The organism is Kitasatospora viridis (genome assembly GCF_007829815.1).
Classification (GTDB): Bacteria; Actinomycetota; Actinomycetes; order Streptomycetales; family Streptomycetaceae; genus Kitasatospora; species Kitasatospora viridis.
The window spans coordinates 184087-209797 of the sequence record NZ_VIWT01000002.1 but is presented as its reverse complement, the minus strand read 5'-3'; the positions used below and the strand labels follow the sequence as shown (position 1 = coordinate 209797).

General features: G+C 72.4%; 17 protein-coding genes. 10 read left to right on the top strand and 7 right to left on the bottom strand.

The genetic code is table 11. The features are described 5' to 3' along the window. Positions 1 to 68: 68 nt before the first annotated feature. The 5 genes from FHX73_RS28205 (at position 69) to FHX73_RS28185 (ending at position 9416) form a co-directional block, all read left to right on the top strand. Positions 69 to 1580 (top strand): glycoside hydrolase family 43 protein, encoded by a 1512-nt coding sequence (locus FHX73_RS28205; RefSeq protein WP_246213924.1) that lies wholly within the window; start codon positions 69 to 71, stop codon positions 1578 to 1580. Positions 1581 to 1615: 35 nt separating this feature from the next. Continuing rightward, positions 1616 to 3370: a cellulase family glycosylhydrolase gene (locus FHX73_RS28200; RefSeq protein WP_145908714.1), complete on the top strand. Its 1755-nt coding sequence runs from the start codon at positions 1616 to 1618 to the stop codon at positions 3368 to 3370. A 78-nt stretch (positions 3371 to 3448) separates the two neighbouring features. Next, positions 3449 to 5578, top strand: a complete 2130-nt coding sequence (locus tag FHX73_RS28195; RefSeq protein ID WP_145908713.1) for a beta-galactosidase — start codon at positions 3449 to 3451, stop codon at positions 5576 to 5578. A 170-nt stretch (positions 5579 to 5748) separates the two neighbouring features. After that, positions 5749 to 7587, top strand: a complete 1839-nt coding sequence (locus FHX73_RS28190) for an ABC transporter ATP-binding protein (protein WP_211786356.1) — start codon at positions 5749 to 5751, stop codon at positions 7585 to 7587. Then, on the top strand, positions 7584 to 9416 hold the full coding sequence (locus FHX73_RS28185) for an ABC transporter ATP-binding protein (RefSeq protein ID WP_145908712.1): 1833 nt from the start codon (positions 7584 to 7586) through the stop codon (positions 9414 to 9416). The genes FHX73_RS28190 and FHX73_RS28185 overlap by 4 nt, the downstream gene beginning before the upstream one ends. Positions 9417 to 9462: 46 nt before the next feature. Here the strand turns inward: FHX73_RS28185 and FHX73_RS28180 are convergent, their stop codons facing one another. From FHX73_RS28180 to FHX73_RS28170, 3 genes are all read right to left on the bottom strand, one after another. Continuing rightward, positions 9463 to 9813: a hypothetical protein gene (locus FHX73_RS28180; RefSeq protein WP_145908711.1), complete on the bottom strand. Its 351-nt coding sequence runs from the start codon at positions 9811 to 9813 to the stop codon at positions 9463 to 9465. Between the two features lie 74 nt (positions 9814 to 9887). Beyond that, positions 9888 to 10973: an aldose epimerase family protein gene (locus FHX73_RS28175; RefSeq protein ID WP_246213923.1), complete on the bottom strand. Its 1086-nt coding sequence runs from the start codon at positions 10971 to 10973 to the stop codon at positions 9888 to 9890. Between the two features lie 254 nt (positions 10974 to 11227). Then, positions 11228 to 12721: an arabinofuranosidase catalytic domain-containing protein gene (locus tag FHX73_RS28170; protein WP_145908710.1), complete on the bottom strand. Its 1494-nt coding sequence runs from the start codon at positions 12719 to 12721 to the stop codon at positions 11228 to 11230. 471 nt (positions 12722 to 13192) lie between these two features. Here FHX73_RS28170 and FHX73_RS28165 point away from each other — a divergent pair, with 471 nt between their 5' ends. After that, the gene (locus FHX73_RS28165) at positions 13193 to 14686 is read left to right on the top strand and encodes an endo-1,4-beta-xylanase (RefSeq protein WP_145908709.1); all 1494 of its coding nucleotides are present in this window, start codon (positions 13193 to 13195) and stop codon (positions 14684 to 14686) included. A 70-nt stretch (positions 14687 to 14756) separates the two neighbouring features. Here the strand turns inward: FHX73_RS28165 and araA are convergent, their stop codons facing one another. The 3 genes from araA to FHX73_RS28150 are packed head-to-tail and all read right to left on the bottom strand — an operon-like array spanning position 14757 to position 18650. After that, complete coding sequence (araA, locus tag FHX73_RS28160) at positions 14757 to 16265, bottom strand: L-arabinose isomerase (RefSeq protein WP_281292729.1); 1509 nt, start codon at positions 16263 to 16265, stop codon at positions 14757 to 14759. A gap of 10 nt (positions 16266 to 16275) precedes the next feature. Continuing rightward, entirely contained in the window at positions 16276 to 16950 is a 675-nt protein-coding gene (locus tag FHX73_RS28155; protein ID WP_145908708.1) for an L-ribulose-5-phosphate 4-epimerase, read from the bottom strand. Next, positions 16947 to 18650 (bottom strand): ribulokinase, encoded by a 1704-nt coding sequence (locus FHX73_RS28150; protein ID WP_145908707.1) that lies wholly within the window; start codon positions 18648 to 18650, stop codon positions 16947 to 16949. The genes FHX73_RS28155 and FHX73_RS28150 overlap by 4 nt, the downstream gene beginning before the upstream one ends. Before the next feature lie 484 nt (positions 18651 to 19134). On the opposite strand from FHX73_RS28150, the gene FHX73_RS28145 reads away from it, so the two are divergent. From FHX73_RS28145 to FHX73_RS28135, 3 genes are read left to right on the top strand one after another with little or no spacing between them, the layout of a single operon-like run. Beyond that, positions 19135 to 20283 (top strand): substrate-binding domain-containing protein, encoded by a 1149-nt coding sequence (locus FHX73_RS28145; protein ID WP_145908706.1) that lies wholly within the window; start codon positions 19135 to 19137, stop codon positions 20281 to 20283. Next, positions 20280 to 21803, top strand: coding sequence for a sugar ABC transporter ATP-binding protein (locus tag FHX73_RS28140; protein WP_145908705.1), 1524 nt, complete (start codon positions 20280 to 20282; stop codon positions 21801 to 21803). The genes FHX73_RS28145 and FHX73_RS28140 overlap by 4 nt, the downstream gene beginning before the upstream one ends. After that, a complete protein-coding gene (locus FHX73_RS28135) occupies positions 21800 to 22804 on the top strand; it encodes an ABC transporter permease (RefSeq protein WP_145908704.1) in 1005 nt (334 codons plus the stop codon). The genes FHX73_RS28140 and FHX73_RS28135 overlap by 4 nt, the downstream gene beginning before the upstream one ends. 165 nt (positions 22805 to 22969) lie before the next feature. Here the strand turns inward: FHX73_RS28135 and FHX73_RS28130 are convergent, their stop codons facing one another. Beyond that, positions 22970 to 23959, bottom strand: coding sequence for a LacI family DNA-binding transcriptional regulator (locus FHX73_RS28130; RefSeq protein WP_145909163.1), 990 nt, complete (start codon positions 23957 to 23959; stop codon positions 22970 to 22972). Positions 23960 to 24237: 278 nt separating this feature from the next. On the opposite strand from FHX73_RS28130, the gene FHX73_RS28125 reads away from it, so the two are divergent. Beyond that, positions 24238 to 25704: an alginate lyase family protein gene (locus tag FHX73_RS28125; protein WP_246213922.1), complete on the top strand. Its 1467-nt coding sequence runs from the start codon at positions 24238 to 24240 to the stop codon at positions 25702 to 25704. Positions 25705 to 25711: the final 7 nt, after the last annotated feature.

Here is a 25711-nt window from a genome sequence, read left to right as displayed (position 1 = left end):
CCGCCGGGGCACCACCCCCGAGCACGAACACCCTCCGAAAGACCTTGCCCCTAAAAGGATGTGACCCAGTGTCAGGCCAGCAGCAGACGGACGGCGGCTTCGCCAACCCCGTGATCCCGGGCTTCCACCCCGACCCCAGCATCTGCCGGGTGGGCGACGACTACTACCTCGTCAACTCCAGCTTCGAGTACTTCCCCGGCATCCCCGTCTTCCACAGCCGCGACCTGGTGAACTGGCGTCAGATCGGCAACGCCCTGGACCGGCCGAGCCAGCTGCCCCTGCCGCACACCATGCCGTCCTCCGCGGGCATCTACGCGCCCACCCTGCGCCACCACGACGGCCGGTTCTGGCTGATCGTCACCAACGTGGGCTCCACCGGCAACGTGCTCTTCACCGCCACCGACCCGGCGGGCCCCTGGTCCGACCCGCTGCCGCTGCCCGGCGTGCCCGGCATCGACCCCGACCTGGCCTGGGACGAGGACGGCACCTGCTGGTGCACCGTCGCCGGCATCTCCCAGTTCCGCCTCGACCCGGTGACCGGCGAGAACCTGAGCGAGCCGGAGCGCACCTGGTCCGGCGCACCCGGCGCGCAGGCCCCCGAGGCACCGCACCTGTACCGGATCGGCGAGTACTGGTACCTGCTGATCGCCGAGGGCGGCACCGAGCGCGGCCACTGCGTCTCGATCGCCCGCGGCACCTCGCCGACCGGCCCGTTCGAACCGTGCCCCGCGAACCCGATCCTGACCCATCGCAGCATGCACCACCCGATCCAGAACACCGGCCACGCCGACCTGGTGCAGGCGCCCGACGGCTCCTGGTGCCTGGTGCTGCTCGCCGTGCGACCGGGCGGCGGCACCCCCGGCTGGCACGTGCTCGGCCGCGAGACCTTCCTGGTGCCGGTGACCTGGGAGGACGGCTGGCCCGTGGTCGGCGAGCTGGAGCTGGAGATGCCCGCGCCCGGCTGGCCGCTGACGCCCGTCCCGGCCGTGCCGGCCCGCGACGACTTCGACGAGGCCGAGCTGCACCCGCAGTGGATCTCGGTGCGCGAGCGCCGCGCCGAGCTCTGCACCACCAAGGAGCGCTCCGGCTGGCTGACCCTGCGCGCCGCCGGCGCCTCGCTGGACGAGCCCGACGTGGTCTTCACCGGCCGCCGCCAGCAGCACCTGTCCTGCGAGGCACGGACGCTGGTCGACGCCTCCGCCGGCCGGGGCGGCCTGGCCGTCCGCCTCGACGAGCAGCACCACTACGAGATCGAGGCCGGCGACGGCGAGGTGAAGGTGTTCGCGCGGATCGGCTCGTTGCGCACCGAGGTGGCGGCCCGACCGCTGCCCGCCGGACCGGTGGTGCTCGGTGTCGACATCGCCAAGCAGCAGCCGCGGGAGGCGCGCAGCGGCCCGGACCTGGTCTCCTTCGGCATCGAGGAGCCGGACGGCACGTTCACCGTGCTCGGCAGCCTCGAAGGCCGCTACCTGTCCACCGAGGTGACCGGTGGCTTCACCGGCCGGGTGATCGGCATGTACGCCGCGTCCGGCACCGTCCACTTCGACTGGTTCGACTACCGAGCCGCACAAGCCTCCTGACCCCCCACCAGAACACCCCCGGAGAGGTACCACCCATGAACGACGCACGACGGGCCACCGGCCCCCGCAGCCGCCGGCTCACCCGGACCGCGAGCCTGCTGGTGGCCCTGATCACCACCACCGGCCTCGCCACCGGCACCGCCCTCGCGGCCCCAGCCGACCAGGCCGCCTCGAACGCCGCGTCCACCTGGGTCCCCAACGACCCGATGAAGGCCGTGGCGCAGATGCAGCCCAGCTGGAACCTGGGCAACACCATGGACGCCATCCCCGACGAGACCTCCTGGGGCAACCCGCTCACCACCAAGGCCCTCTTCGACTACCTGAAGGCCCAGGGCTTCAAGAGCGTCCGCATCCCGGTCTCCTGGTACCCCCACCAGTCCGCCACCGCCCCGTACACCATCGACGCGACCTGGATGGCCCGGGTGAAGCAGGTGGTGGACTACGCGCTGGCCGACGGCCTCTACGTCGACCTGAACGTGCACCACGACTCCTGGGACTGGATCGAGAACATCTCGGTCCCCAGCGACCACGACGCCGTGCTGGCCCGGTTCGACGCGACCTGGACGCAGATCGCCGCCGAGTTCAAGGACGAGTCGCGCAAGCTGCTCTTCGAGAGCGTCAACGAGCCGCAGTTCGCCGCGGGCACCTCCGACGCCCAGAAGACCGCGTCCATGAACGAGCTCAACACCGCGTTCCACGCCGTCGTGCGGGGCAGCGGCGGGAACAACGGGAACCGCCTGCTCATGCTGCCCACCCAGGGCTGCACGCCGTCCCAGCCGCTGATGGACGACCTGAACGGCGAGATCGCCTCGCTGCACGACAAGAACATCGTGGCCACCGTGCACTTCTACGGCTACTACCCGTTCAGCGTGAACATCGCCGGCGGCACCACCTACGACGCCACGAACCAGAAGATGACGGCCGACACCTTCGCCCTGATGCACAGCGAGTTCGTCGCCAAGGGCATACCGGTCTACCTGGGCGAGTACGGCCTGCTCAGCGAGCCCAACTCCGGCACCGTCGAGCAGGGCGAGCTGCTCAAGTACTACGAGGACGTCAACTACCAGGCCCGACTCAACGGCGTCACCAGCGCGCTCTGGGACGACGGCAACTACCTGGACCGCACCGCCATGCAGTGGCGCGAGCCCGACATCTTCTCGATGATCAAGTCGTCCTGGAAGGCCCGCTCCGGCACGGCCTCCAGCGACAACGTCTTCGTGCCGAAGGGCGGCCCGTTCACGGCGCAGACCCTCACCCTCAACCTGAACGGCACCACCTTCAAGGGCCTGTGGAACGGGCACCAGAAGCTGGTCGAGGGCCGCGACTACACCGTCAGCGGCACCCAGCTGACCCTCACGGCGCGGGCACTCGCCGACCTCAGCGGCAACCAGGCCTACGGGGTCAACTCGACGATCAAGGCCGAGTTCTCCACCGGCGTGCCGTGGCTGATCCACGTGATCTCCTCCGACAAGCCGGTGCTGTCCGACGCCACCGGCACCACCGCCTCGCTCAGCATCCCCACCCAGTACAACGGTGACCAGCTGGAGACCATCAAGTCCCAGTACGCCGACGGCACCGCCGCCGGCTCGGCGAGCTGGACCGCCTACCAGGCCTTCAACGGGGCCTTCTCGCCGGACTACGCGAACAACGCGTTGGTCTTCAAGCCCGACTTCCTCAACTCGCTCAAGGACGGCGCCCCGGTGACGCTGACCGTCGAGTTCTGGAGCGGCGCCACGGTGACCTACACGGTGACCAAGTCCGGCACCACCGTGACCGGCACCGCTTCCTGACCTGATCCGACCCCTTTTCCCCGCCCCGACCGCCGGTCTCCCGGCGGTCGGGGCACCCTCACGTCCCGAGGTCCGCACATGTTCCCGCTGCCCCCGCGCGTCCTGTTCGGCGCCGCCTACTACCCGGAGTACCAGCCGTACGACCGGCTCAAGCAGGACCTCGACCTGATGGCCGAGGCGAAGTTCACCGTCATCCGGGTCGGGGAGTCGGTCTGGTCCACCTGGGAGCCGGAGGACGGCCGGTTCGAACTGGAGTGGCTCCACCCCGTGTTGGACGCCGCGCACGAGCGCGGCATCTGCGTCGTGCTCGGCACGCCCACCTACGCCGTGCCGCCCTGGCTGGCCCGGCAGTACCCGGAGATCGCGACCCAGCAGCCCACCGGCCGGCGGATGACCGGGGGCGCCCGCCAGGAGGCGGACTTCACCCACGCCGCCTTCCGCTTCCACGCCGAGCGGGTCACCCGGGCCATCCTCGCCCGGCACGCGGCGCACCCGGCCGTCATCGGCTTCCAGGTGGACAACGAACCCGGCCTGCACCTGCCCCACAACCACGGCGTCTTCCAGCGGTTCACCGACCACCTGCGCGCCGAGTACGGCGACGTGGAGACCCTCAACCGCGAGTGGGGCCTGGTCTACTGGTCGCACCGGCTGACCACCTGGGCCGACCTGTGGCGGCCCGAGGGCAACCAGCAGCCGCAGTACGACGTCGCCTGGCGGGCCTTCCAGGCGCGCCAGACCAGCGAGTTCATCGCCTGGCAGGCCGGCATCGTGCGCGAGTACGCCCGCCCCGAGCAGTTCGTCACCACCTGCATCGCCTACGAGCACCCGGCGATGGACGACGACGAGCTGACCGACAGCCTGGACGTCACCGCCGGCAACCCCTACTACGACATGCAGGACGCCCTCACCCTGCCCGACCCCACCCCTGACGCGCACACCCAGGAGTGGAAGACCACCGGCGTCTGGGCCCTGTACCGCAGCGCGGACCGGATCTTCTCCTCCCGGCAGGAGCCGTTCCTGGTCACCGAGACCAACGCCCAGGCCATCAGCGGCACTTCGGAGAACCGGCCGGCCTTCGACGGCCAGTGGCGGCAGGCCGCCTGGGCGATGGTCTCCCGGGGCGCCCGGATGATCGAGTACTGGCACTGGCACACCCTGCACTTCGGCACCGAGACCTACTGGGGCGGGATCCTGCCGCACAGCGGCCGCCCGGGCCGGATCTACCACGAACTAGCCCGGCTGGGAGCCGACTTCGAGACCGCCGGGGCACTGGCGGCCGACCTGCACCCCGACGCCGACATCACCATGGTGCACTCGATGCCCAGCAAGTGGCTGATGCAGAAGTACCCACCGCTCGCCACCCCGGACGGCACGCCCGACGGCGCCTCCTACCAGCGGATCTTCGACCCGTTCTACCGCGGCGCCTTCGAGTCGGGCCGCCAGGTGCGGATCCTGCACGCCCGCCAGCTCCACGACCCCCGGGACGACAACGGCGGGTTGGCCCCCGAGCTGGCCGCCCGGCGCCACCCCGTGCTCGTCGTCCCCGGCCTCCACCTCGCCGAGGACTCCACGCTCGAATGGCTGCGGGCGTACGCCCGGGCCGGCGGCCACCTGGTGCTCGGCCCGCGCACCGGCTACGCCGACCAGGAGGCCCGGGCCCGCCACGAGCCCACCCCGGCCCGCCTCACCACCGCCGCCGGGGCCTACTACGACGAGTTCAGCAACCTGCCCGCCCCGCTCCCCCTGCACGCCGCCCCCGGCAGCCCCCTGACGCTCCCCCAGGACGCCACCGCCACCCACTGGGTGGAGGGCTTGACCGCCACCAGCGCCACCGTGCTCGCCGAGTACGACCACCCGCACTTCGGCCGCTGGCCCGCCGTCACCACCCACCCGCACGGCGCCGGCCGGGTGACCTGCGTCGGCACCGTGCCCGGCCGCGGCTTCGCCCGGGCGCTGGCCGCCTGGCTGGCCCCCACCCCGGTCAGCGGCTGGCGCGACCTGCCCGCCTCCGTCACCGCGGCCACCGGCACCAACCCGGACGGGCGCCGCGTCCACGTGGTGCACAACTGGAGCTGGGAGCCCGTCGAGGTCCTCGCACCCACCGACCTGACCGATGTCCTGACCGATGTCCTGACCGACGGCGCGATCGCCGCGGGCGCCCGGATCCGCCTGGGGGCCTGGGACGTCCGGGTCTTCGCCGCCAGCTGACGGACCATTAGCTCAGCGCGAAACTCCGTGCCCCTGACCGATCGTCAGTCCACACTCGTACCAGAAGGAGCCGACATGCCCACAGTCGCAGATCCGTCCGCCCCTCGATCCGCACCCCTGGCTTTCCTCGCCGTGTCCGTCGCCCCACCGCCTCCAGAGGACCTACGCCAGTGATACCCGTCCCAGAACGCACCGTCCTGCTCCTGCGTCCGCTGCGCGACGCGCGGGCCCCGCTGCTGATCGCCCTGGTCGGGCTGCTCGCCGTGCAGGCGGCCGTCCCGGCCGCCGCGGCGCTGACCACCGCGGCGCTGATCGCCCGCGTGCAGGGCCACCCGGGCTCGGACATGTTCGCCGCCGCCCTCGGCCCGCTCGCCGTCTTCGGCCTCGTCCTGCTGGTCGGACACGTCATCGAGGCACTGACCGCCCCCTTCGAACAGCTCGCGCACGCCCGGATCGACGGCGCGCACCGGACCCGGTTGCTCAGGCTCACCGCCCGGGTGCCGACCATCGAGGCGCTCGAGACGCCGCGGGTGCAGCGGCTGATCCGGCAGGCCCGGGCCGAACCGGCCAACTGGACGGAACGCACCCCGGCCGACGGCGCCCTCGGCCTGCTGCGCCGGGCCACCGGCCTGTTCGGCGTCGCCGCCTCCTGCTCGGTGCTCGCGCAGTACGCCTGGTGGGCCGTGCCGGTGCTGCTGCTGCCCGCCGCGCTCAACCAGTACCTGCGCAGCCGCCAGGCCGTGGTCTTCACCGACCTGTGGCGCCGGGGCATCGACCACGGCCGGCACGCGGAGGTCTGGCAGAACGCGCTGACCACCGTCGGCCCGGCCATGGAGATCCGGGTCTTCGGCCTCGGCCGCTGGCTGACCGACCGGGTCCAGCAGTACCTGCAGCAGATGTTCGCCCCGGTCTGGTCGGCCTCGCGCCGCATGCTCGTCAACGAGTGGAACCAGTTCCTGCTGGTCGGCCTGCCGCTGGCCGCCGTCTACCTGGCAGTGGCCCACGACGCGGCCCACGGCCGGGTCACGGTCGCCGTCCTCACCGCCGTACTGACGGCCTCCTGGTCGCTGCTGCTGGCGTTCGGCTACAGCGAGGACGTCCGCAACATCCGCGCCGCGGGCGAGGGCACGCGGGCCTACCAGGAGCTGCGCGAAGCCCTCGGCCCGGCCGAGCACGCGGAGCCGACCGCCGCCGTCCGGTTCACCGAGCCGCCGCTGGTCGCCTTCGAGAACGTGTCCTTCGGCTACCCGGGCACCGGGCGGACCGTGCTGAACGGACTCGACCTGGAGATCCGGCCCGGTGAACTGCTCGCCGTGGTGGGGCTCAACGGTGCCGGCAAGTCCACCCTGATCAAGCTGCTGTCGGGGCTCTACCGCCCGACCGGCGGCCGGATCACGGCCGACGGGACCGACCTCGCCGACATCGGCACCGCGGCCTGGCGCGAGCACGTCTCGGTGGTGTTCCAGGACTTCGTCAAGTACCAGCTGTCGGCGGCGGACAACGTCGCGCTCGGACACGCCACCGTGCCGGTCGACCAGGCCGCCTTGGCCACCGCCGCGCGGGACTCCGGCTTCGACGCGGTGCTGGAGCGCCTGCCGGACGGCTGGCGGACCCCGCTCGCGCGCACCCGGACCGGCGGTGTGGACCTCTCCGGCGGCCAGTGGCAGCAGGCCGTGCTCGCCCGCGCCCTGTACGCCGTGCACACCGGTGCCGGCCTGCTGGTGCTCGACGAGCCGACCGCGCACCTCGACGTCCGCACCGAGTTCGAGGTCTTCGAACGCCTCGCGCGCCACCGCGGCCGGGCCGGCGTGGTGCTGATCTCGCACCGCCTGTCCACCGTCCGGCAGGCCGACCGGATCGTGCTGCTGGACGGCGGGCGGATCACCGAGTCCGGCACCCACGACGAACTCATGGCCCGCGAGGGCAAGTACGCCGACCTCTTCGCCATCCAGGCCGAGCGCTTCCGGCTCGGCTACGACGACCGTACGGACGAGAGGGAGCTCCCGTGACCCGCCGACCGCAGCCATCCGACGACCGGCCGACCGCCCGCGACTACCTGGGGCTCGCCCGGGACCTGTTCGACCTGTCCTGGCGCCGTTCCCGCCGGCTGACCACCGGCTCGCTGCTCACCCAGCTGCTCTCGCTCGGCACGGTCGCCGCCACCGCCCTCTGCCTGCGCGCCGCGATCGACGCCGCGGTGGCGGGCGACTCCGGCACCGCGGTCGCCGCCGCGCTCGGTGCGGCCGCCGTCTACGCCGTCACGGCTGTCCTCAGCGACCTGGGCAGCAACATCAAGGGGCTGCTCGTCGACCAGGTCGGCGTGCTGGACCTGAACGCCTCGATCAACCGCGAGCTCGCCCTGCTGGACGGCGTGGAACACGTGGAGCGCAGCGACTTCCTGGACCGGGCGATGATCGTGCGCGGCGCGCCCTGGCACATCGCCAACGGCTTCTGGTCCGGCGTCGGCGCGCTGTTCAGCGTGCTGCAACTCGGCCTCTCCCTCCTGCTGTTGGGATCGGTAAGCCCCTTGCTGCTGCTCCTGCTGCCGGCCGCCGCCGTCCCGCTCTGGTTCGACCGGCGGGGCCAACTGGAGAACAGCCGGGCCGAGACCGAGGCCGCGGAGGCGGTCCGGCTCAACCAGCACCTGTTCGAGACCGTGTCAGGGGCCGCACCCGCCAAGGAGGTCCGGGTCGCGGGGGCGGGCGAGGAGCTGACCCGGCGGCAGGCCGCCGTCTGGGCGCAGGCCGCCCGGCGCCGGTTCCGGGCACAACTGGCGGCAGCGGCCTGGCGGGTGAGCGGCTGGGCGCTCTTCACCCTCGGTTTCGTGGCCGCCCTGGGCCTGGTCATCCACCGCACCGCGACCGGGCACGGCGCGCCGGGCGACGTGGTGCTCGCGCTGACCGTCGCCGCCACTCTGCGCGGTTCGGTGCAGTCCGCCGTGGCCCGCAGCACGGACGCGGTGGCCGCCCAGCGCTTCATCGACCCGTACCTGTGGCTGCGCCGCTACACCGCCGACCAACGCGCGAGCCGCACCGGCGAGTTGGCGCCGCCGCCCCGGCTCACCGAGGGCATCGTCTTCGACCGGGTCAGTTACGAGTACCCCGGAACCGACCGGCTCGCGCTGGCCGAGCTGAGCTTCACCATCCCGGCGGGCACCGTGGTCGCGGTGGTCGGCGAGTACGGCTCCGGCAAGACCACGCTGGTCAAACTGCTCAACCGGTTCTACCGGCCGGACTCGGGTCGGATCACCGTCGACGGGACCGACCTCGCGGACTTCGACGCCGCGCACTGGCACGCCCGCACCAGCGCGGCCTTCCAGGACTTCGGCCGCTACCACACGGTGTTCGCCGAGACCGTCGGCCTGGGCGACCTGCCGCACCTGGCGGACCGCGAGCGGATCGCCGAGGCGGTCGGCGAGGCGGAGGCCACCGGGTTCGTCGCGCGCCTGCCCGACGGCCTGGACACCCAACTGGGCCGCGAGCTGGGCGGGGTGGACCTGTCCGAGGGCCAGTGGCAGAAGACCGCCCTGGCCCGGGCCACCATGCGCCGCGACCCGCTGCTGTTCGTCCTCGACGAGCCCACCGCCTCGCTGGACGCCCCCAGCGAACAGGAGATCTTCCAGCGGCAGATGGCCCGGGCCCGCGAACTCGCCGCCCGCACCGGGGCGATCACGGTGATCGTCTCGCACCGCTTCTCCACCGTCACCGGCGCCGACCTCATCCTGGTGCTGGCCGGCGGCCGCCTCGTCGAGATCGGCTCGCACCGCGAACTCCTCGCCGAGCGGGGCCGCTACGCCGAGCTCTACGGCATCCAGGCGACGGCGTACGCGGGGCCCTGAGGACTCGTCACCGGGCCGCGGGGGCGCGAGCCGTCCGACAGCGCGGTCAGCGGCTCCCGCCGGCCTCGCGCAGCAACTCGCGGAAGCCTGCCGTGGTCCGGTCCCGGAAGCCGATGAAGAACTTGTTCGCCAGGGGGACGGCCCACCGGCTGCCCCGGCCGGCCACGTTGAGGACTCGGTGCGTGACCCGGGTGTGCCCGGCCTCCTCGGTGACCTCGTACTCCCCGCGGTACCACCAGCCGCCCTGGTAGGCGATGCGACCGTGCTCCCGGTCGACCTCGACCCGCGAGGGGTCCAGCCCCACCGCCGGGCCGTACCTGTCGGCGATGAGGTCCAACACCCGGTCGACCGGGGCGTCCACCGTGTCGGTGAGCGCGATCATCAGCTTCCTCGTCATCGTGCCAGTGTGCCAGGACCGCGTCTGCGGGCTTGGCACACTGGCACGTTGGAGCCGCCGGCGCACCCCTGCGCTCACTCGGCCGAGAACCGGTACACCGTCGTCGAGCGGTACTCCTCCCCCGGGCGCAGGACGGTGGAGGGGTAGTCGGGGCGGTTGGGCGAGTCGGGGAAGTGCTGGGTCTCCAGCGCGATGCCCGCGTGGGCCCAGTACGGGCGGCCGGAGCGGCCGGCCAGCGAGCCGTCGAAGTGGCCGCCGGTGTAGACCTGGATGCCCGGCTCGGTGGTCAGGCAGTCGAGCCGCCGGCCGCTGTCCGGGTGGACCAGGACGGCCGCCCGGCGGAAACCGGTGCCGTCGAGCACCCAGTTGTGGTCGAAGCCGGCCGCCCGGCGGACCTGCGGGTGGCCGGCCGCGAGCTGGTCGCCGATCCGGGACGCTCCGCGCAGGTCGAACGGCGTACCGCCGACGGGCTCCACCTGGCCGAGCGGGATCAGCCGCGCGTCGACCGGCAGGTAGCCGTTGGCCTCGACCCGGAGCAGGTGGTCGAGCACCGTGCCGCAGCGCTCGCCGGCCAGGTTGAAGTAGGCGTGGTTGGTGAGGTTGACCACCGTCGGGGCATCGGTGGTCGCCCGGTAGGAGATCGAGAGGTCGCCCGCCGGGTCGAGCAGGTAGGTCACCTCGGCGTCGAGGGCGCCGGGGAACCCCTGGTCGCCGTCCGGGCTGTGCAGGCGGAAGCGGACGCCGACCCGCCGGCCCGACCGGACCACCACGCCGTCCCACAGCCGGGTGGCGAAGCCGTCCGGCCCGCCGTGCAGGGTGTGACCGCCGTCCTGGGTGGCCAGGTGGTGCGTGGCACCGTCCAGCGGCAGCACGCCGCCGGCGATCCGGTTCGCGTAGCGGCCGACCGTCGCACCGAGGTAGGCGGCTTCGCCGAGCAGGTCCGCGACACCGTCGCAGCCGAGGACGACGTTGGCCCGCCGCCCGTTCGCGTCCGGCACGTGCAGGGCCTGGAGCCGGGCGCCGAGGTCGAGCACCTCCACCGTGACGTGCCGCGCGGAGCCGAAGGTCCACCGGGTCACCCGCCGGCCGTCCGGCAGGGTGGCGGCGGTCTCCTGAGTGACCGTCAGGTCATCGTGGCACGGGTGTGGGTCTCCCGGCACTGGCTGCTCCCTCGGCTGTCGGAACGAGCGGCGCCGCCGGCCACCCGCCGCCGGTGCGGCTCCGGTCCGGGGAAGGCCGGAGCGCACCGGCGACGGGCTCCGTTCCGCTCCCCACCCTCATAGGGGCGGACCCGCGGCCGCCGGTCGAACATGGGAAGCCTGGGGGCAGCCACGTTCGACCGGCGGAGCTCTCATTGCTGTCGAGCAAGATTGTTAACGCTCACACAGACCATGTCAAGCCAGCCCGAGCCGGCTCAGCCGAGGGTCCACTGCTGGTTGGTGGCGCCGGAGCAGGTCCAGAGTTGGGCGAGGGTTCCGTTGGTGGTGGCGGCGCCGGTGACGTCCAGGCACAGGCCGGACTGGGCGTTGGTGACGCTGCCGTCGGAGTTCAGGTGCCACTGCTGGTTGGTCTGGCCGTTGCAGGGCCACACGTCGACCTTGGTGCCGTTGCTGGTGCCCCTGCCGTAGGCGTCCAGGCACAGCTGGGTGCTGCCGCTGTAGACGGTCAGCTGGTCGGAAGAGGTGTGGGTCCAGGTCTGGTTCGAGCCGCCCCAGCAGTCGTAGATCTGCACCTGGGTGCCGGCCGTGGTCGAGCCGTTCGGCACGTCCAGGCACCTGCCCGAACCCGTACCGCGCAACGCACCACTGGCACCGCCGGTACTGGAGGTGCCGTAGCCGACGGCGGTGATGTTGGCCTGGACCGCGTTCTCGGTGGCGTCGCTCGGGTAGCCCGAGGTCATCACGCCCTCGTAGAAGGTGCCGTCGGCGCCGTTGCTGTTGTCGCCGCCGATGCCCAGGATGATGGCGCCCTCCTTGTGCATCGGGTTGTAGCCGTTGACGTTGGGGCGCGGCCCGCTGTAGCCGGTGGCCAGGCCGCCGGACTGGGCGTTGCCCTCGTGGATCGCCCACTGGTTGGGCCCGCCCTTGACCATCGCGGTCACGAACCGGTCGTTGATGCTCGGGTCGTTGGCGTTGTAGCCCGCGTTGACGCCGGAGAACAGGCCGTTCTCCTGATCGGCCATCACCCACGGGCCGTTGCCGCTGCCGTAGCCCCAGACCTTGATGTTGCCGAAGTAGACGGCCTCCATGGTGCCGTTGCCGTCGTCGTGGTTGCTGGTCTCGGCGTTGCCGTAGTCGAAGCAGCAGCCGCCGTTGTAGTGCGATCCGTCCAGGACGGCGTACATGCCCTCCGGCTGGTCGCCGGTGGCGATGCCGTTGGTGTTGTCGTCGCGGTAGCCGGTGCCGGGCGGGATGTAGACGCCGTAGGCCTGGTGGCCGCCCAGGGTGATCGGCGCGGCGGTGGCGTCGGCCAGGTTGTCGGCGTTGGGCGCGGCCCCGCCGCCGGGGCCCTGGGTGAGGTTGTTGTGCCGGCCGGACTGGTCGTAGATGACGGTGATGACGCAGCTGGTGCCGGCGCAGAACGCGTCCTGCGCGGCGGCATCGGCGTAGCCGCCGGCGCTCAGCAGGCCGATGTCCTTGGTGGCGCCGTCGGAGGCGCGCCGCACCTGGTAGAGCGGGCCGCCGTAGGAGCCGTACAGCGCCCGCGTGGTGGAGTGGGCGGCCACGCACGGGGTGCCGCCGGCGGCGTAGAGGTCGCACGGCCCCTGGGTGGCGGCCTGGGCCGGTGCGGCCGTGGTTCCGGCGGTGACCAGCGCGCCGAGGACGATGACCGCCGCGGCGCCCGCCCGGGCGAGGGCGGTGGTTCGCAGGGGCCGGCGCAGGCGGCGCCAGGCATGGGGGATCTTCATCGCGGATTCTCCCTGGTAGCGCGAACGGGTGGGGTTGTTAGCGCTAACATCCTCAGCTCCGGGATGCCGGTCCACGGGGAGGATGTCATGGGAGGAGACGGTGCAGTGTGCATGACCGACTGTCAAGTGGTTGCGCAGGAACCGGGTTTGGTCGGCCTGGCGCGGCAGTGCCTCCCGGCCGTCGTTGACCTCGGAGGTTTCGAAACATTGCCGAAACTATCAACCCATTCTTGACGCATCATTCGAACTGCCGCTTTCCTGGCTGAGGCCGACCGGCTGCTGCCTCCACCCACCAGGTGCCGGTCGGTCCTCGGGAGCCGCTCCCGCCGAGTGCCGTTGCCGGACGGCCGGGGCGGCGCCATCCCCCACTCCCCGCGCACCCGTTGGCCCCCGCTCCCGTGCCCCCGCACGGTCGGCGCGCCGTGCCGTCGGCGTGCGCCTTCCCCCCACAACGACCGCTGGAGGTCGACCATGCAGCTCAAACCCACGCCCAGGGCACTGCACCGTGCCCGGACCCTCGCGCTCACCGCCGCACTGGCGGTCGTGGTCGGCCTACCGGCCGCGACCGCTCCCGCCACCGCCGCCACCAGCAGCACCACCGCCTCGACCCTGCGCGCCGCAGCCGAGTCGGACTCCCGCTACTTCGGCACCGCGCTGACCGACGGCGATCTCGGCGTGAGCGGCGAAACCAGCATCGCCGCCGCCCAGTTCGACATGGTCACCCCCGGCAACGAGATGAAGTGGGACACCACCGAACCCTCGCCCGGCAACTACAACTTCGGCCCCGGCGACCAGATCGTCAACTTCGCCAAGTCGAACGGCATGCGGGTGCGCGGCCACAACCTGGTCTGGCACAGCCAACTCCCGTCCTGGGTCAGCAACCTGCCGAGCAACCAGGTCCAGGGCGCGATGGAGTCCCACATCACCACCGAGGCCACCCACTACAAGGGCCAGGTCTACTCCTGGGACGTCGTCAACGAGCCGTTCAACGACGACGGCAGCCTGCGCCAGGACGCCTTCTACAACGCGATGGGCCCCGGCTACCTCGCCGACGCCCTGCGCACCGCCCACGCCGCCGACCCGGGCGCCAAGCTCTACCTCAACGACTACAACGTCGAGGGCGAGAACGCCAAGAGCAACGCCCTCTACTCCCTGGCCTCCCAGCTCAAGTCCCAGGGCGTCCCGCTCGACGGCATCGGCTTCGAGAGCCACTTCATCCTCGGCCAGGTCCCCGGCGACATGCAGGCCAACATGCAGCGCTTCGCCAACCTCGGCCTGAACGTCGCCGTCACCGAGCTCGACGACCGCATCCAACTCCCCGCGAGCGGCGGCTCGCTGGCCCAGCAGGCCACCGACTACACCACGGTGGTGCGCGACTGCCTCGCCGTCAGCGGCTGCGTCGGCGTCTCCCAGTGGGGCATCGACGACGCGCACTCCTGGATCCCCGGCACCTTCCCCGGCTACGGCGCCGCCACCATGTACGACGACAACGACCAGCCCAAGCCCGCCTACGGCGCGGCGCTCGCCGCCCTCGGCGGCGGCTCAGGCCCCGGCGGTGGCGGCGGCGGTACTACCGGTGCGTTGCGCGGTACGGGTTCGGGCAGGTGCCTGGACGTGCCGAACGGCTCGACCACGGCCGGCACCCAGGTGCAGATCTACGACTGCTGGGGCGGCTCGAACCAGACCTGGACCCACACCTCTTCCGACCAGCTGACCGTCTACAGCGGCAGCACCCAGCTGTGCCTGGACGCCTACGGCAGGGGCACCACCAACGGCACCAAGGTCGACGTGTGGCCCTGCAACGGCCAGACCAACCAGCAGTGGCACCTCAACTCCGACGGCAGCGTCACCAACACCCAGTCCGGCCTGTGCCTGGACGTCACCGGCGCCGCCACCACCAACGGCACCCTCGCCCAACTCTGGACCTGCTCCGGCGCCACCAACCAGCAGTGGACCCTCGGCTGACAGCCACCACTCCCTGACCCGGGCCCGGACGGCGCGCCACCCCCGCCGTCCGGGCCCGACCAGCGCCTCTCTAGAACCCCTGTGCCAGGCGGTGGTAGGCCTGGTTCCAGCGCAGCTCCCGGACGAACCGGCGGCTCGTGGTGTCGGCGTCGATCACCAGCAGCTCGACCGCGAGCATCTCCGCGAGGTCGTCCAGCTCCTCGGTGCCCACCGCGCTGGAGAGCACGGTGTGGTGCGGCGCGCCGGCCATCAGCCAGGCCTCGGCCGAGCCGCGCAGGTCCGGGCGGGGCCGCCAGACCGCCCTGGCGACCGGCAGGTTGGGCAGCGGCGCCGGCGGCTCGACCACGTCGACCTCGTTGGCGACCAGCCGGAACCGGTCCCCGAGGTCGGCCAGGCCGACCACCACGGCCGGGCCCGGCGCCGCGTCGAAGACCAGCCGGACCGGGTCCTCCCGGCCGCCGATGGACAGCGGGTGGATCTCGCAGGACGGCGTGCCGGCGGCGATGCTCGGGCAGACCTCCAGCATGTGCGCCCCGAGCACCAACTCCCGCCCGGGCTCCAGGTGGTAGGTGTAGTCCTCCATGAAGGAGGTGCCCCCGGGCCGGCCGGCGGCCATCGCCTTGACGGTCCGCAGCAGCAGCGAGGTCTTCCAGTCGCCCTCGCCGCCGAAGCCGTAGCCGTCGGCCATCAGCCGCTGCACGGCGAGCCCGGGCAGCTGGCGCAGGCCGCCGAGGTCCTCGAAGTTGGTGGTGAAGGCCTTGAAGCCGCCGGCGTCCAGGAAGCCGCGCAGGCCGAGCTCGATCTTGGCCGCGTAGCGCAGCGCGTCGTGCTGGGCACCGTCCGCGGCCAGCTCGGGGGCGAGGCGGTAGGTGTCCCGGTACTCCTCGACCAGCGCGCCGACCTCCTCGTCCGAGGTCGAATCCACCGCCGCTACGAGGTCGTTGACGCCGTAGGTGTTGACCGAGACGCCGAACCGGCGCTGCGCCTCCACCTTGTCGCCCTCGGTGACGGCGACGTCGCGCATGTTGTCGCCGAACCGGGCCAGTCGCAGGCTGCCCAGCTCGGCCCGGCCGACGGCGGCCCGGGCCCACGCGCCGACCCTGGCGGTCACGGCCGGGTCGCTTACGTGCCCGACGACGGTCTTGCGGGCCACCCCGAGCCTGGTCTGCACGAAGCCGAACTCCCGGTCGCCGTGGGCGGCCTGGTTCAGGTTCATGAAGTCCATGTCGATGGACTGCCAGGGCAGGTCGACGTTGGCCTGGGTGTGCAGGTGCAGCAGCGGCTTGCGCAGCCCGGACAGGCCGGTGATCCACATCTTGGCCGGTGAGAAGGTGTGCATCCAGGTGATCAGGCCGATGCACCGGTCGTTGGCGTCGGCCTCCAGGCAGATCCGGCGGATCGCCGCGTCGCCGGTGAGCACGGGCTGCCAGACCAGCTTGACGGGCAGCTCGGACGACTTGCCCAGCGCGGCCGCGATCTGCCAGGACTGCTCGGCGACCTGGCGCAGCGTCTCCTCGCCGTACATCTCCTGACTACCCGTCAGGAACCAGATCTCGGGTCCCTCGGTGCTCCGGTTCACTGCTGACTCCTCACTGGGCGGCCGCGGGGCGCTGGCCGTAGACGTTCTGGTAGCGGTCGTTGAGGCTGTCGATGTCCGCCTGGGCGATCGGCAGCGGCTCGCCGAGCTGGCGGGAGATGTGCACGGTGCGTGCCACGTCCTCGCACATCACGGCCGCCTTGACGGCGGCCTTGGCGTCCTTGCCGATGGTGAAGACGCCGTGGCTCTTCATCAGCACGGCGGGCGAGCGGTGGCCGTCGAGGGTCTCCACGATGCCCCGGCCGATCGAGTCGTCGCCGATCAGCGCGAACGGGCCGATCGGGATCTCGGCGCCGAACTCGTCGGCCATCGCGGTGAGCACGCAGGGCACCGCCTCGCCGCGGGCCGCCCAGGCGCAGGCGTAGGTGGAGTGGGTGTGCACCACTCCCCCGACGTCGGGCCGGTGGCGGTAGACGTAGGCGTGGGCGGCGGTGTCGGAGGAGGGCGAGTGCTTGCCCTCGACGACGTTGCCGTCCAGGTCGCAGACGATCATGTTCTCCGGCGACAGCTCCTCGTACGGGACGCCGCTGGGCTTGATCACCAGCAGGTCCTCGCCCGGGACGCGGGCGGAGACGTTGCCGGCCGTCCAGACCACCAGGCCGTAGCGCACCAACTCCTGGTGCAGGTCGCTGACCTGGCGGCGGATCGCGTCGATGGTCGTGGTCACGGTGCCTCACTCGAAGTGGTCGGGGCGGCCGCCAGCGCGGCGTTGCGGATGCGGCGCAGCCGGTGCAGGGTGCCGTCGGTGGCGAACTTGTCGTGCAGGGCGCGGTACTCGGCGTAGAGCCGGTCGTAGGCGTCGGCGCGCTCGGGGTCGGGCCGGTAGGCGTCGGAGCGCTTGCGGCCCATCGCCGCGGAGGCGGTCCGCACGTCGGGGTGGGCCCCGGCGGCGACGGCGGCGTGGATGGCCGAGCCGACGGCCGGGCCCTGCTCGGACACGGCGAGCGAGACCGGTCGGCGCAGCACGTCGGCGTGGATCTGCATCAGCAGGGCGTTCTTGCCGAGGCCGCCGGTGACGATGTACTCGGTGACCGGCACCCCGCCCTGCTCCAGCGCCTCCACGATGACCCGGGTGCCGAACGCGGTGGCCTCCAGCAGGGCGCGGTAGACCTCCTCCGGGCGGGTGGCCAGGGTGAGGCCGACGATCACGCCGGACAGGTCGTGGTCGACCAGGGTGCTGCGGTTGCCGTTCAGCCAGTCCAGCGCCACCAGGCCGTGCCCCCCGACGGGTTGGTCCGCGGCCTTGCGGGTGAGCAGCTGGTGCGCGTCCTCGCCATTGGCCCCGGCCTCGGCGAGGTAGTCGGCGGGCAGGCCCTGGCGCAGCCACCAGGCGAAGATGTCGCCGACGGCGCTCTGGCCGGCCTCGTAGCCGTAGCTGCCGGTGACGATGCCGTTCTCGACCACGCCGCAGATGCCGGGCACCTCGGCCAGGACCGGCCCGTTGACCACGTGGCAGGTGGAGGTGCCCATGATGGCGAGCAGCTGCCCGTTCTCCACGGCGCGCGCGGCGGGCGCGGCGACGTGGGCGTCCACGTTGCCGGCGGCGACGGCGATGCCCTGCGGCAGGCCGGTCCAGCCGGCCGCCTCGGCGGTCAGCGAGCCGACCCGGGAGCCGAGCGCGGCCAGCGGGTGCTCCAGCCGGGTGCGGGCGAAGTCGGCGAACTGCGGGTGCAGCGCGGCCAGGTACTCCTCGCTCGGGTACGCGCCGTCCTGGTACTGGCCCTTGTAGCCGGCGGTGCAGGCGTTGCGGCTCTCGGCGCCGGTGAGCTGCCAGACGATCCAGTCGGCGGCCTCGATCCAGCGCTCGCAGGCCGCGTAGACCTCGGGGTCCTCCTCCAGCAGCTGCAGCGCCTTGGCGTACTGCCACTCAGCGGAGATCTTGCCGCCGTAGCGCGCGATCCACTTCTCGCCGCGGGCGTGGGCCAGGTCGTTGATGCGGTCGGCCTGCTGCTGGGCGGCGTGGTGCTTCCAGAGCTTGGGCCAGGCGTGCGGGCGGTCGGCCCACTGCGGGAGCTCGGCGAGCGCGGTGCCGTCGGCGCGGGCGGGCAGCACGGTGCAGGCGGTGAAGTCGGTGGCGATGCCGATGATCAGGGCGGGGTCCACGCCGGCGGCAGCCACGGCGGCGGGGACGGCGGTGCGCAGCACGTCGCGCCAGTCGGCGGGGTGCTGGAGCGCCCAGTCCGGGGGCAGCGCCGCGCCGGTGCCGGGCAGCCGCTGCTCGATGACGGCGTGCGGGTACTCGTGGACGGCGGTCCCGAGCTCCTCGCCGTCGCGCACTCGGACCACCACGGCACGGCCGGAGAGCGTGCCGAAGTCGACGCCGACGACGTAGCGGTCCGGGTCCGGGGTGGCGGGTGGCACGGTCACGTCTGGTCCTTCGTTGCGAGGGGTCCGATGTCGGGGCCGGTCGCCGACTCGTCCCGCGTCAGCGCGGGAGTCGGCGACCGGCCTGCCGTTCCACACCTCTGGGGAAGGGTGGAACGGGGGCCGCCGGTGGGCGACGGAAGCGGGTCTTGGCGCCCGCCGGCGGAGTGGGGTGGGTCGGGCGCCGCCGGTGACGGCCGGCGGCAGGCAAATTGTTAACGCTAACAATCGGCCTGTCAAGGGCTCTGACAAGCACCGGATCCCGGTCGAACAAGGGCGTGACGCCCCGTCAGTCCACTGACGGCGACCGGAAAACCCGGGCCCCGCCGACCCGTTGACGCCCACCCGTGTGAGCGCTAACAATACTCGCCACCCCCCGAAACGCCCGTGCAACACGAACGCCTCCACCACGCCGGCACCGCCAGTGCCACCGGCACCCGTGACCCGCCGTTCCCCACCCGGTACGGCCCACCGAGAGGACAGCACCGTGCGCACCGCAACCCCGACCCGCCGACGTCCAGGCCTCCTCAGGCTCACCGTCCTGTTGGCCGCCACCTCCGTGGTGCTGTCCGCGGCCGCCTGCAGCAAGCAGGGCGCCGGCAGCGCGAGCCCCGCCACCTCCGGCGCCGCCGCCGCGAGCATCCAGGGCGACATCACCTTCAACGACGCCAACCTCGCCAAGCTCGACCAGTCGATCAAGGACGCCCTCGCCGGCAAGGACCTCTCCCAGCTCAACGAGGCGATGGTGGTCAACGTCGCGGTGGACTACTGGAACGCCGGCAAGATCGGCTTCACCAAGGGCACCGGCGACCTGTCCGTCAAGGGCACCTTCCAGGCCCCCGCGAACGGCCGGCTCGACCAGCAGCTCTCCATGCTCTCCGCGCTGCACTCGCAGAACCTCACCGGCCTGGAGGTGTCGGCGATCGACGCCACCGCCGTCAAGGCCCCGATCGACTCCTACACCAGCGCCGGCGTCCCCGTCCTGGCCATCGACTCCCCGCTGCCCCCCGAGGACGGCGCGGCGCTCTACCTCGGCACCCCGAACTACCAGGCCGGGCAGAAGGCCGGCGAGGCGATGAAGGCCGCCCTCGGCGGCAAGGGCCAGGTGGTGATCCTGGTCGGCTCGCTCACCGCCTCCAACGCCGTCGAGCGCATCCAGGGCTTCGAGGACGCACTCAAGGGCTCCGACGTCAAGGTGCTCCAGAAGATCAGCGACGGCATGGACCAGTCCAAGGCGCTCTCGAACGCCGAGAACGCCTTCCAGACCAACCCCGGCGTCAACGGCATCTACGGCGTCTACTCCTACGACGGCCCGGCCGCGGGCCAGGCCGTCCAGTCGGCGGGCAAGAGCGGCAAGATCAAGGTCATCTGCGACGACAGCGACCCGCAGACCCTCGACTTCCTCAAGAAGGGCGTCATCCAGGCCAGCATCCTCCAGCAGCCCTACCAGCAGGGCTACACCGGCGCCTACCTGCTCGCCGCCCTCAAGGTGCTCGGCAAGGACGCCACCATGGCCATGGTCAAGCCCTACCTGGAGTCCGACGGCACCACCCTCAGCTCCGGGGTCGGCGTGGTCACCCAGGCCAACCTCGCCGACTACCAGTCCATGCTGGCCAAGCTCGGCATCTCGGGATGACCACCGGGACCGACGCCGCCATCGCACTGCGCGGCGTCAGCAAGAGCTACGGGCCGGTCACCGTGCTGGACCTGCCCGAACTGGAGTTGACGAAGGGTCAGATCGTCGGCGTGGTCGGGGAGAACGGCGCGGGCAAGTCCACCCTGATGGGCGTGCTCTCCGGCACCGTCACCCCGAGCACCGGAGCGGTGCTGGTCGACGGCCGCCCGCTGCACGGCGGCCGCCCCGACCACGCCAAGGCCCTCGGGGTCGCGCTGGTCGCCCAGGAGTTCCCGCTGGTCGGGCAGTTGTCGGTGGCCGAGAACTTGCTGCTCGGCCGCCGGCCAGCCGCAGCGGACCGACGAGTGCTGGGCCGCTGGCTCTTCGACCGGGCCGGCACCCGGCGCGCGGCGCGCGAGCTGCTCGCCGAGGTGGGGGTCGAAGTCGACGTGGACCAGCCGGTCGAGCAACTGCCGGTCCCCGTCCGCCAGATGATCGAGATCGCCAAGGCCTGGGGCCAGCGCCCCCTGGTGCTGATCCTGGACGAGCCGACCTCCTCGCTGGGCCCCGTCGAGGCCGGGCAGGTCCTCGACCTCGCCAAGCGCCACGCGGCGGCCGGCGGCTGCGTCCTGTTCATCGGCCACCGTCTTGACGAGGTGCGGGAGTTGGCCGACCGGGTGATCGTGCTGCGGAGCGGGCGACTGGTCGCCGACCTCACCCCGCAGGAGGCCACCGAGGAGCGGCTGATCCGCGAGATGGTCGGCAGCGAACTGGCCCGGATCGACGTCACCCCGCCGCCGGCCGACCGGGCCACCGTGCTGTCGGCCCGCGGCCTGACCGCCGACGGGCTCGGTCCGGTCGACCTCGACCTGCGGGCCGGCGAGATCGTCGGCGTGGCCGGGCTGATGGGCTCCGGCCGCAGCCGCCTGCTGCACACCCTCATGGGCGCCCAGCCGCGCACCGGCGGCACGGTCACCCTCGGCGGCACCGACTTCCACCCCAGGCACCCCGCCGACGCGGTGGCGGCCGGCCTCGGCCTGGTGCCGGAGGACCGCAAGCAGCAGTCGCTGGTCCTGACCCACTCGGTGCGCTGGAACGCCACCCTGACCACCCTGCGCGGGATCAGCCGCCACGGCGTGCTCACCCCGCGCGCCGACCGCGAGCACGCCGACCGGATCGTGCGGGACCTCAAGGTCCGGCTGCACAGCCCGGAACAGCCGATCGGCGACCTGTCGGGCGGCAACCAGCAGAAGGTCGTCTTCGGCCGCTGGCTGGCCGCGCGGCCCCGGGTGCTGCTGCTCGACGAACCGACCCGAGGGGTGGACGTCGGCGCCAAGGCCGACATCTACCGGCTGATCGACGACGCCGCGAAGGAGGGGTCGGCGGTCCTCGCCGCCTCCTCCGAGCTGGAGGAACTGCTGTGGATCTGCCACCGGATCGTGGTGATGGCGCACGGCCGGATCGTCGCGGACATCCCGCGCGACCGGTTCAGCAAGGAGACGATCATGACCGCCGCGGCGGGGACGGAGGTGTCGGTGTGACCACGGAAACCGGTACGGCATCGGCAGGGAAGCCGACGGGGGCCGGGTCGGCGCTGGGCCGGCTCGCGCGGACCCCCGAGGTCGGCGTGGTGCTCGCCTGCGTGCTGCTCTTCGCCGGCCTGGCGATCGACAAGCCGGCCTTCGCCGGGGCGGTCAACCTGCAGAACATGGGCGCGGACCTGGCCCAGTACGGCGTCATCGCGATCGGCGAGTCGCTGGTCATCCTGACCGGCGGCATCGACCTCTCGGTGGGCGCGCTGCTCGGCCTGTCGGTGGTGCTCGCCGCCTGGTTCAACGTCAAGGCCGGGATGCCGGCCCCGCTGGCCATCGTGTGCACGCTGGCGCTGACCGGTCTGGTCGGGTGGCTGCACGGGCTGGCGGTGACCAAGCTGGCCATGCCGCCGTTCGTCACCACCCTGGTCACCTACACCGTCGCCCAGGGCGCGGCGCTGGCGATCACCTCCGGCATCCCGGTGGTCGGCATCTCCGGCGTCTTCGGCGACCTCAGCCAGACCTTCGTGGCCCAAATCCCGCTGCCCGCCGTGCTGTTCGCCGTGATCGCGGTGGCGGCCTGGTTCTTCCTGGAGCGCACCTACGCGGGCCGCCAGGTGTACGCGGTCGGCGGCAACCGGGAGGCCGCCCGGCTGGCCGGCATCCGCGGCGACCGGCGGGTCATCGCCATGTACGTCACCAGCTCGCTCTTGGCCGGGTTCGGCGGGGTGCTGGTGGCCGGCCGGATGGGCGTCGGCTCGCCGACCGTCGGCGTGGGCTGGGAGCTGTCCGCGATCGCGGCGGCGGTGATCGGCGGGGTCTCGCTGGTCGGCGGGCAGGGGCGCATCCTCGGCATCGTCGCGGGCGCCGTGCTGCTGGAGCTGATCAACGACGGCATGATCGCGCTCGCGGTCAACGCCGACTACACCAACATCGTGCTGGGCGTGGTGCTCGGGTTGGCGATCCTCGCCGACCGGCTGCGCGCCCGCAGGTTGTCCCGCCGGGGCTAGCGGGGGCGAGCCGTGGGCGGGGCGCCGCGCGGTGGGGTCGCCGCGCGGCCGGGCCGCCGTGTGCAGCGGTGCAGCGCTGCGCACGGCGGTTCCGTCATGGCCGCAGTGGCTCCGTCATGCCCGGCCGCGTGCGGCGGGCTTCATCTCGTGCCAAGTGACGGCCGGTCAGCCGCGCGCGGCGGGCCCGGTGCTGCGGCGCAGCACCATCTCCGGCGAGATCCGCACCGGCGGCTGGGCCTCCCGCCCGCCGGCCAGTTCGGCGACGAGCAGTTCGAGCGCGCGGCGGCCCAGCTCCCCGAAGTCCTGCCGCACGGTGGTCAGCGGCGGGGTGAAGTACCCGGCCTCGGGGATGTCGTCGAAGCCGACCACGCTGATGTCGCGCGGGATCGACCGGTCGGCCTCGTGGAAGGCCCGGAGCAGGCCGAGGGCCATGTGGTCGTTGGCGCAGAACACCGCGCTGACGCCCTCGGCGCGGGCGATCCGCAGTCCGGCCTCGTAGCCGGAGCGCGCGCTCCAGTCGCCGCTCTCGGCCGGCGGCACCTCGGCACCGGCGGCCTCCAGGGCGTCGCGCCACCCGTTCTGGCGGTCCTCGCTCTCCATCCAGCCGGCCGGCCCGGCCAGGTGGTGCACCGTGCGGTGCCCGAGGTCCAGCAGGTGCCGGGTGGCCGCCTCGGCGCCCGCCCGGTTGTCGACCGAGACCAGCGGCACCCTCGCCTGGGTGCCCGAACCGACCGCGACCACCGGCACCGAGCTGGACAGCTTGGCGACCGCGCTGATCGCGGAGGTCTGCGGCGCGATCACCACGACGCCCTCGACGCCCTGGTCGCGCAGGCGGTCGACGGCCTCCTGGACCGAGCGGCTGTCGAGTGAGCGCAGGCTGGCGACGCTGACGAAGTAGCCGGCGCTGCGGGCCGCGCGCTCGATGCCGTCCAGCATGGAGGCGGGCCCGTAGAGCGTGCTGTCGAAGGTGACCACGCCGAGCGTCTGGGAGCGCCGGGTGACCAGGGCGCGGGCGGCGGAGTTGGGCCGGTAGTCGAGCTCGCGGATCGCGGCGAGCACCCGGTCCCTGGTGTCGGGGCGCACGTGCGGCGCGCCGTTGAGCACCCGGGACACCGTCTGGTGGGAGACCCCGGCCAGCTTCGCGACGTCCGCCATCACCGGCTGGCGCTGGTCCGTGCCGTCGGCTGCTGTTCCCACTCGGGCTCCCTCGTCGATGTCGGAACGCGACTGGTTCCGCTGGTTCCGCGCGGGGCCAGTTTATCGGCCACCTTGGCTGTTAGCGCTAACATTCGCTCTTCGGGAGTCGCTCGCCTTCGATTGAGTGCTCCGTCGTTGCACGCCACTCCCCTGCCGATGAGGCCCGCAATTTCTGTTATCGCTCACACTTCCGCAGGTCTCCTGACCGGAAGCGCCGAAGAACGGGAGACAGCCCAGTGACCCAGCACCCCAGCAGCCGGCCGTCGAGCCGCCGCAGCCTGCTGAAACTCGCCGGCGCGGCCGGCCTCGGAGCCGGCGCCCTCACCCTGAGCGGCACCACCGGCGCCACGGCCGCCGCCGCACCCGCGTTCGCGCACCCCGGGCTGCTGCACGCCCAGGCGGACCTCGACCGGATCGCCGCCAAGGTCAAGGCCGGCGCCCAGCCGTACCTGGCGGGCTGGCAGCGGCTGACGGCCAACGGGCACGCGCAGAGCACCTGGAAGGCCAACCCCCAGGCCACGGTCCACCGGGGAGGCGCCGCCCCGCAGAACTTCCCCACCCTCTACAACGACGTCCACGCCGCCTACCAGAACGCGCTGCGCTGGCGGATCAGCGGCGATCACGCGCACGGCGACGCCGCCCGGGACATCCTCAACGCCTGGTCGGGGACGCTGAAGCAGGTCACCGGCAGTGCCGACCACTTCCTCGCCGCCGGCATCCAGGGCTACCAGTTCGCCAACGCGGCCGAACTGCTGCGCGGCTACCCCGGGTTCGACCTCGGCCGGTTCAAGACCATGATGCTGCAGGTCTTCTACCCGGTCTGCGACAGCTTCCTGCGCGAGCACAACGGCGCGTTCATCACCAACTACTACGCCAGTTGGGACCTGCTCGCGCTCTGCTGCGTCTTCGCCACCGGCGTGCTGTGCGACGACCGGGCCAAGGTCGACCAGGCCGTCGACTACTACCGGACCGGCGCGGGCAACGGCTCGCTCCCGCACGCCATCCCGTACGCCTACCCCAACGGCCTGGCCCAGTTCCAGGAGTCCGGCCGCGACCAGGGGCACACCACGCTCTCCGTCGGCCTGATGGGTGCGCTGTGCGAGATGGCCTGGAACCAGGGCATCGACCTCTACGGGGAGGACGACAACCGCTTCCTCAAGGGCGCCGAGTACGTCGCCAAGTACAACCTCGGCCAGGACGTCCCGTTCACCCGCCTGACGTTCCAGCAGGGCGCGCCCGGTGTCTGGTCGGGGACGGTGGACGACACCGCTCCCGCCGCCTCCGGCCGGGGCGACCTGCGCCCGATCTGGGCGATGATCCAGAACCACTACGTCAACCGGCGCGGGCTCGCCGCGCCGTACACCACCGCCATGGCGGCGAAACTCGCACCCGAGGGCGGCGGTGGCGACTACGGTCCGGACAGCGGCGGCTTCGACCAACTCGGCTTCGGCACACTGGCGTTCACTCGTGACAAGGCCGCCACACCCGTGTCGGCGCCGGTGCCCGCAGCTGCACCTCAAGGACCGCCGGCGAGCCCCGCCGCGTCCACTTCGCCGAGCCCGACCGGGAGTTCGCCCGAGAACCTCGCCTTCACCGGGTCCACCGGCCTGCTCCCGCTCACCGGCGCGGGCCTGCTCGCCATCGGCGGCGGCGTGCTGGCCCTGCGCACCCGGGCCCGCCGCAAGGGCGCGCACCGGGGGTGAGCCAGCC

Coding starts and splice junctions, on each gene's coding strand:
- FHX73_RS28200 (WP_145908714.1), top strand. CDS start 1,616: ATGAACGACGCACGACGGGCCACCGGCCCCCGCAGCCGCCGGCTCACC.
- FHX73_RS28180 (WP_145908711.1), bottom strand. CDS start 9,813: ATGACGAGGAAGCTGATGATCGCGCTCACCGACACGGTGGACGCCCCG.
- FHX73_RS28195 (WP_145908713.1), top strand. CDS start 3,449: ATGTTCCCGCTGCCCCCGCGCGTCCTGTTCGGCGCCGCCTACTACCCG.
- FHX73_RS28130 (WP_145909163.1), bottom strand. CDS start 23,959: ATGGCGGACGTCGCGAAGCTGGCCGGGGTCTCCCACCAGACGGTGTCC.
- FHX73_RS28140 (WP_145908705.1), top strand. CDS start 20,280: ATGACCACCGGGACCGACGCCGCCATCGCACTGCGCGGCGTCAGCAAG.
- FHX73_RS28165 (WP_145908709.1), top strand. CDS start 13,193: ATGCAGCTCAAACCCACGCCCAGGGCACTGCACCGTGCCCGGACCCTC.
- FHX73_RS28170 (WP_145908710.1), bottom strand. CDS start 12,721: ATGAAGATCCCCCATGCCTGGCGCCGCCTGCGCCGGCCCCTGCGAACC.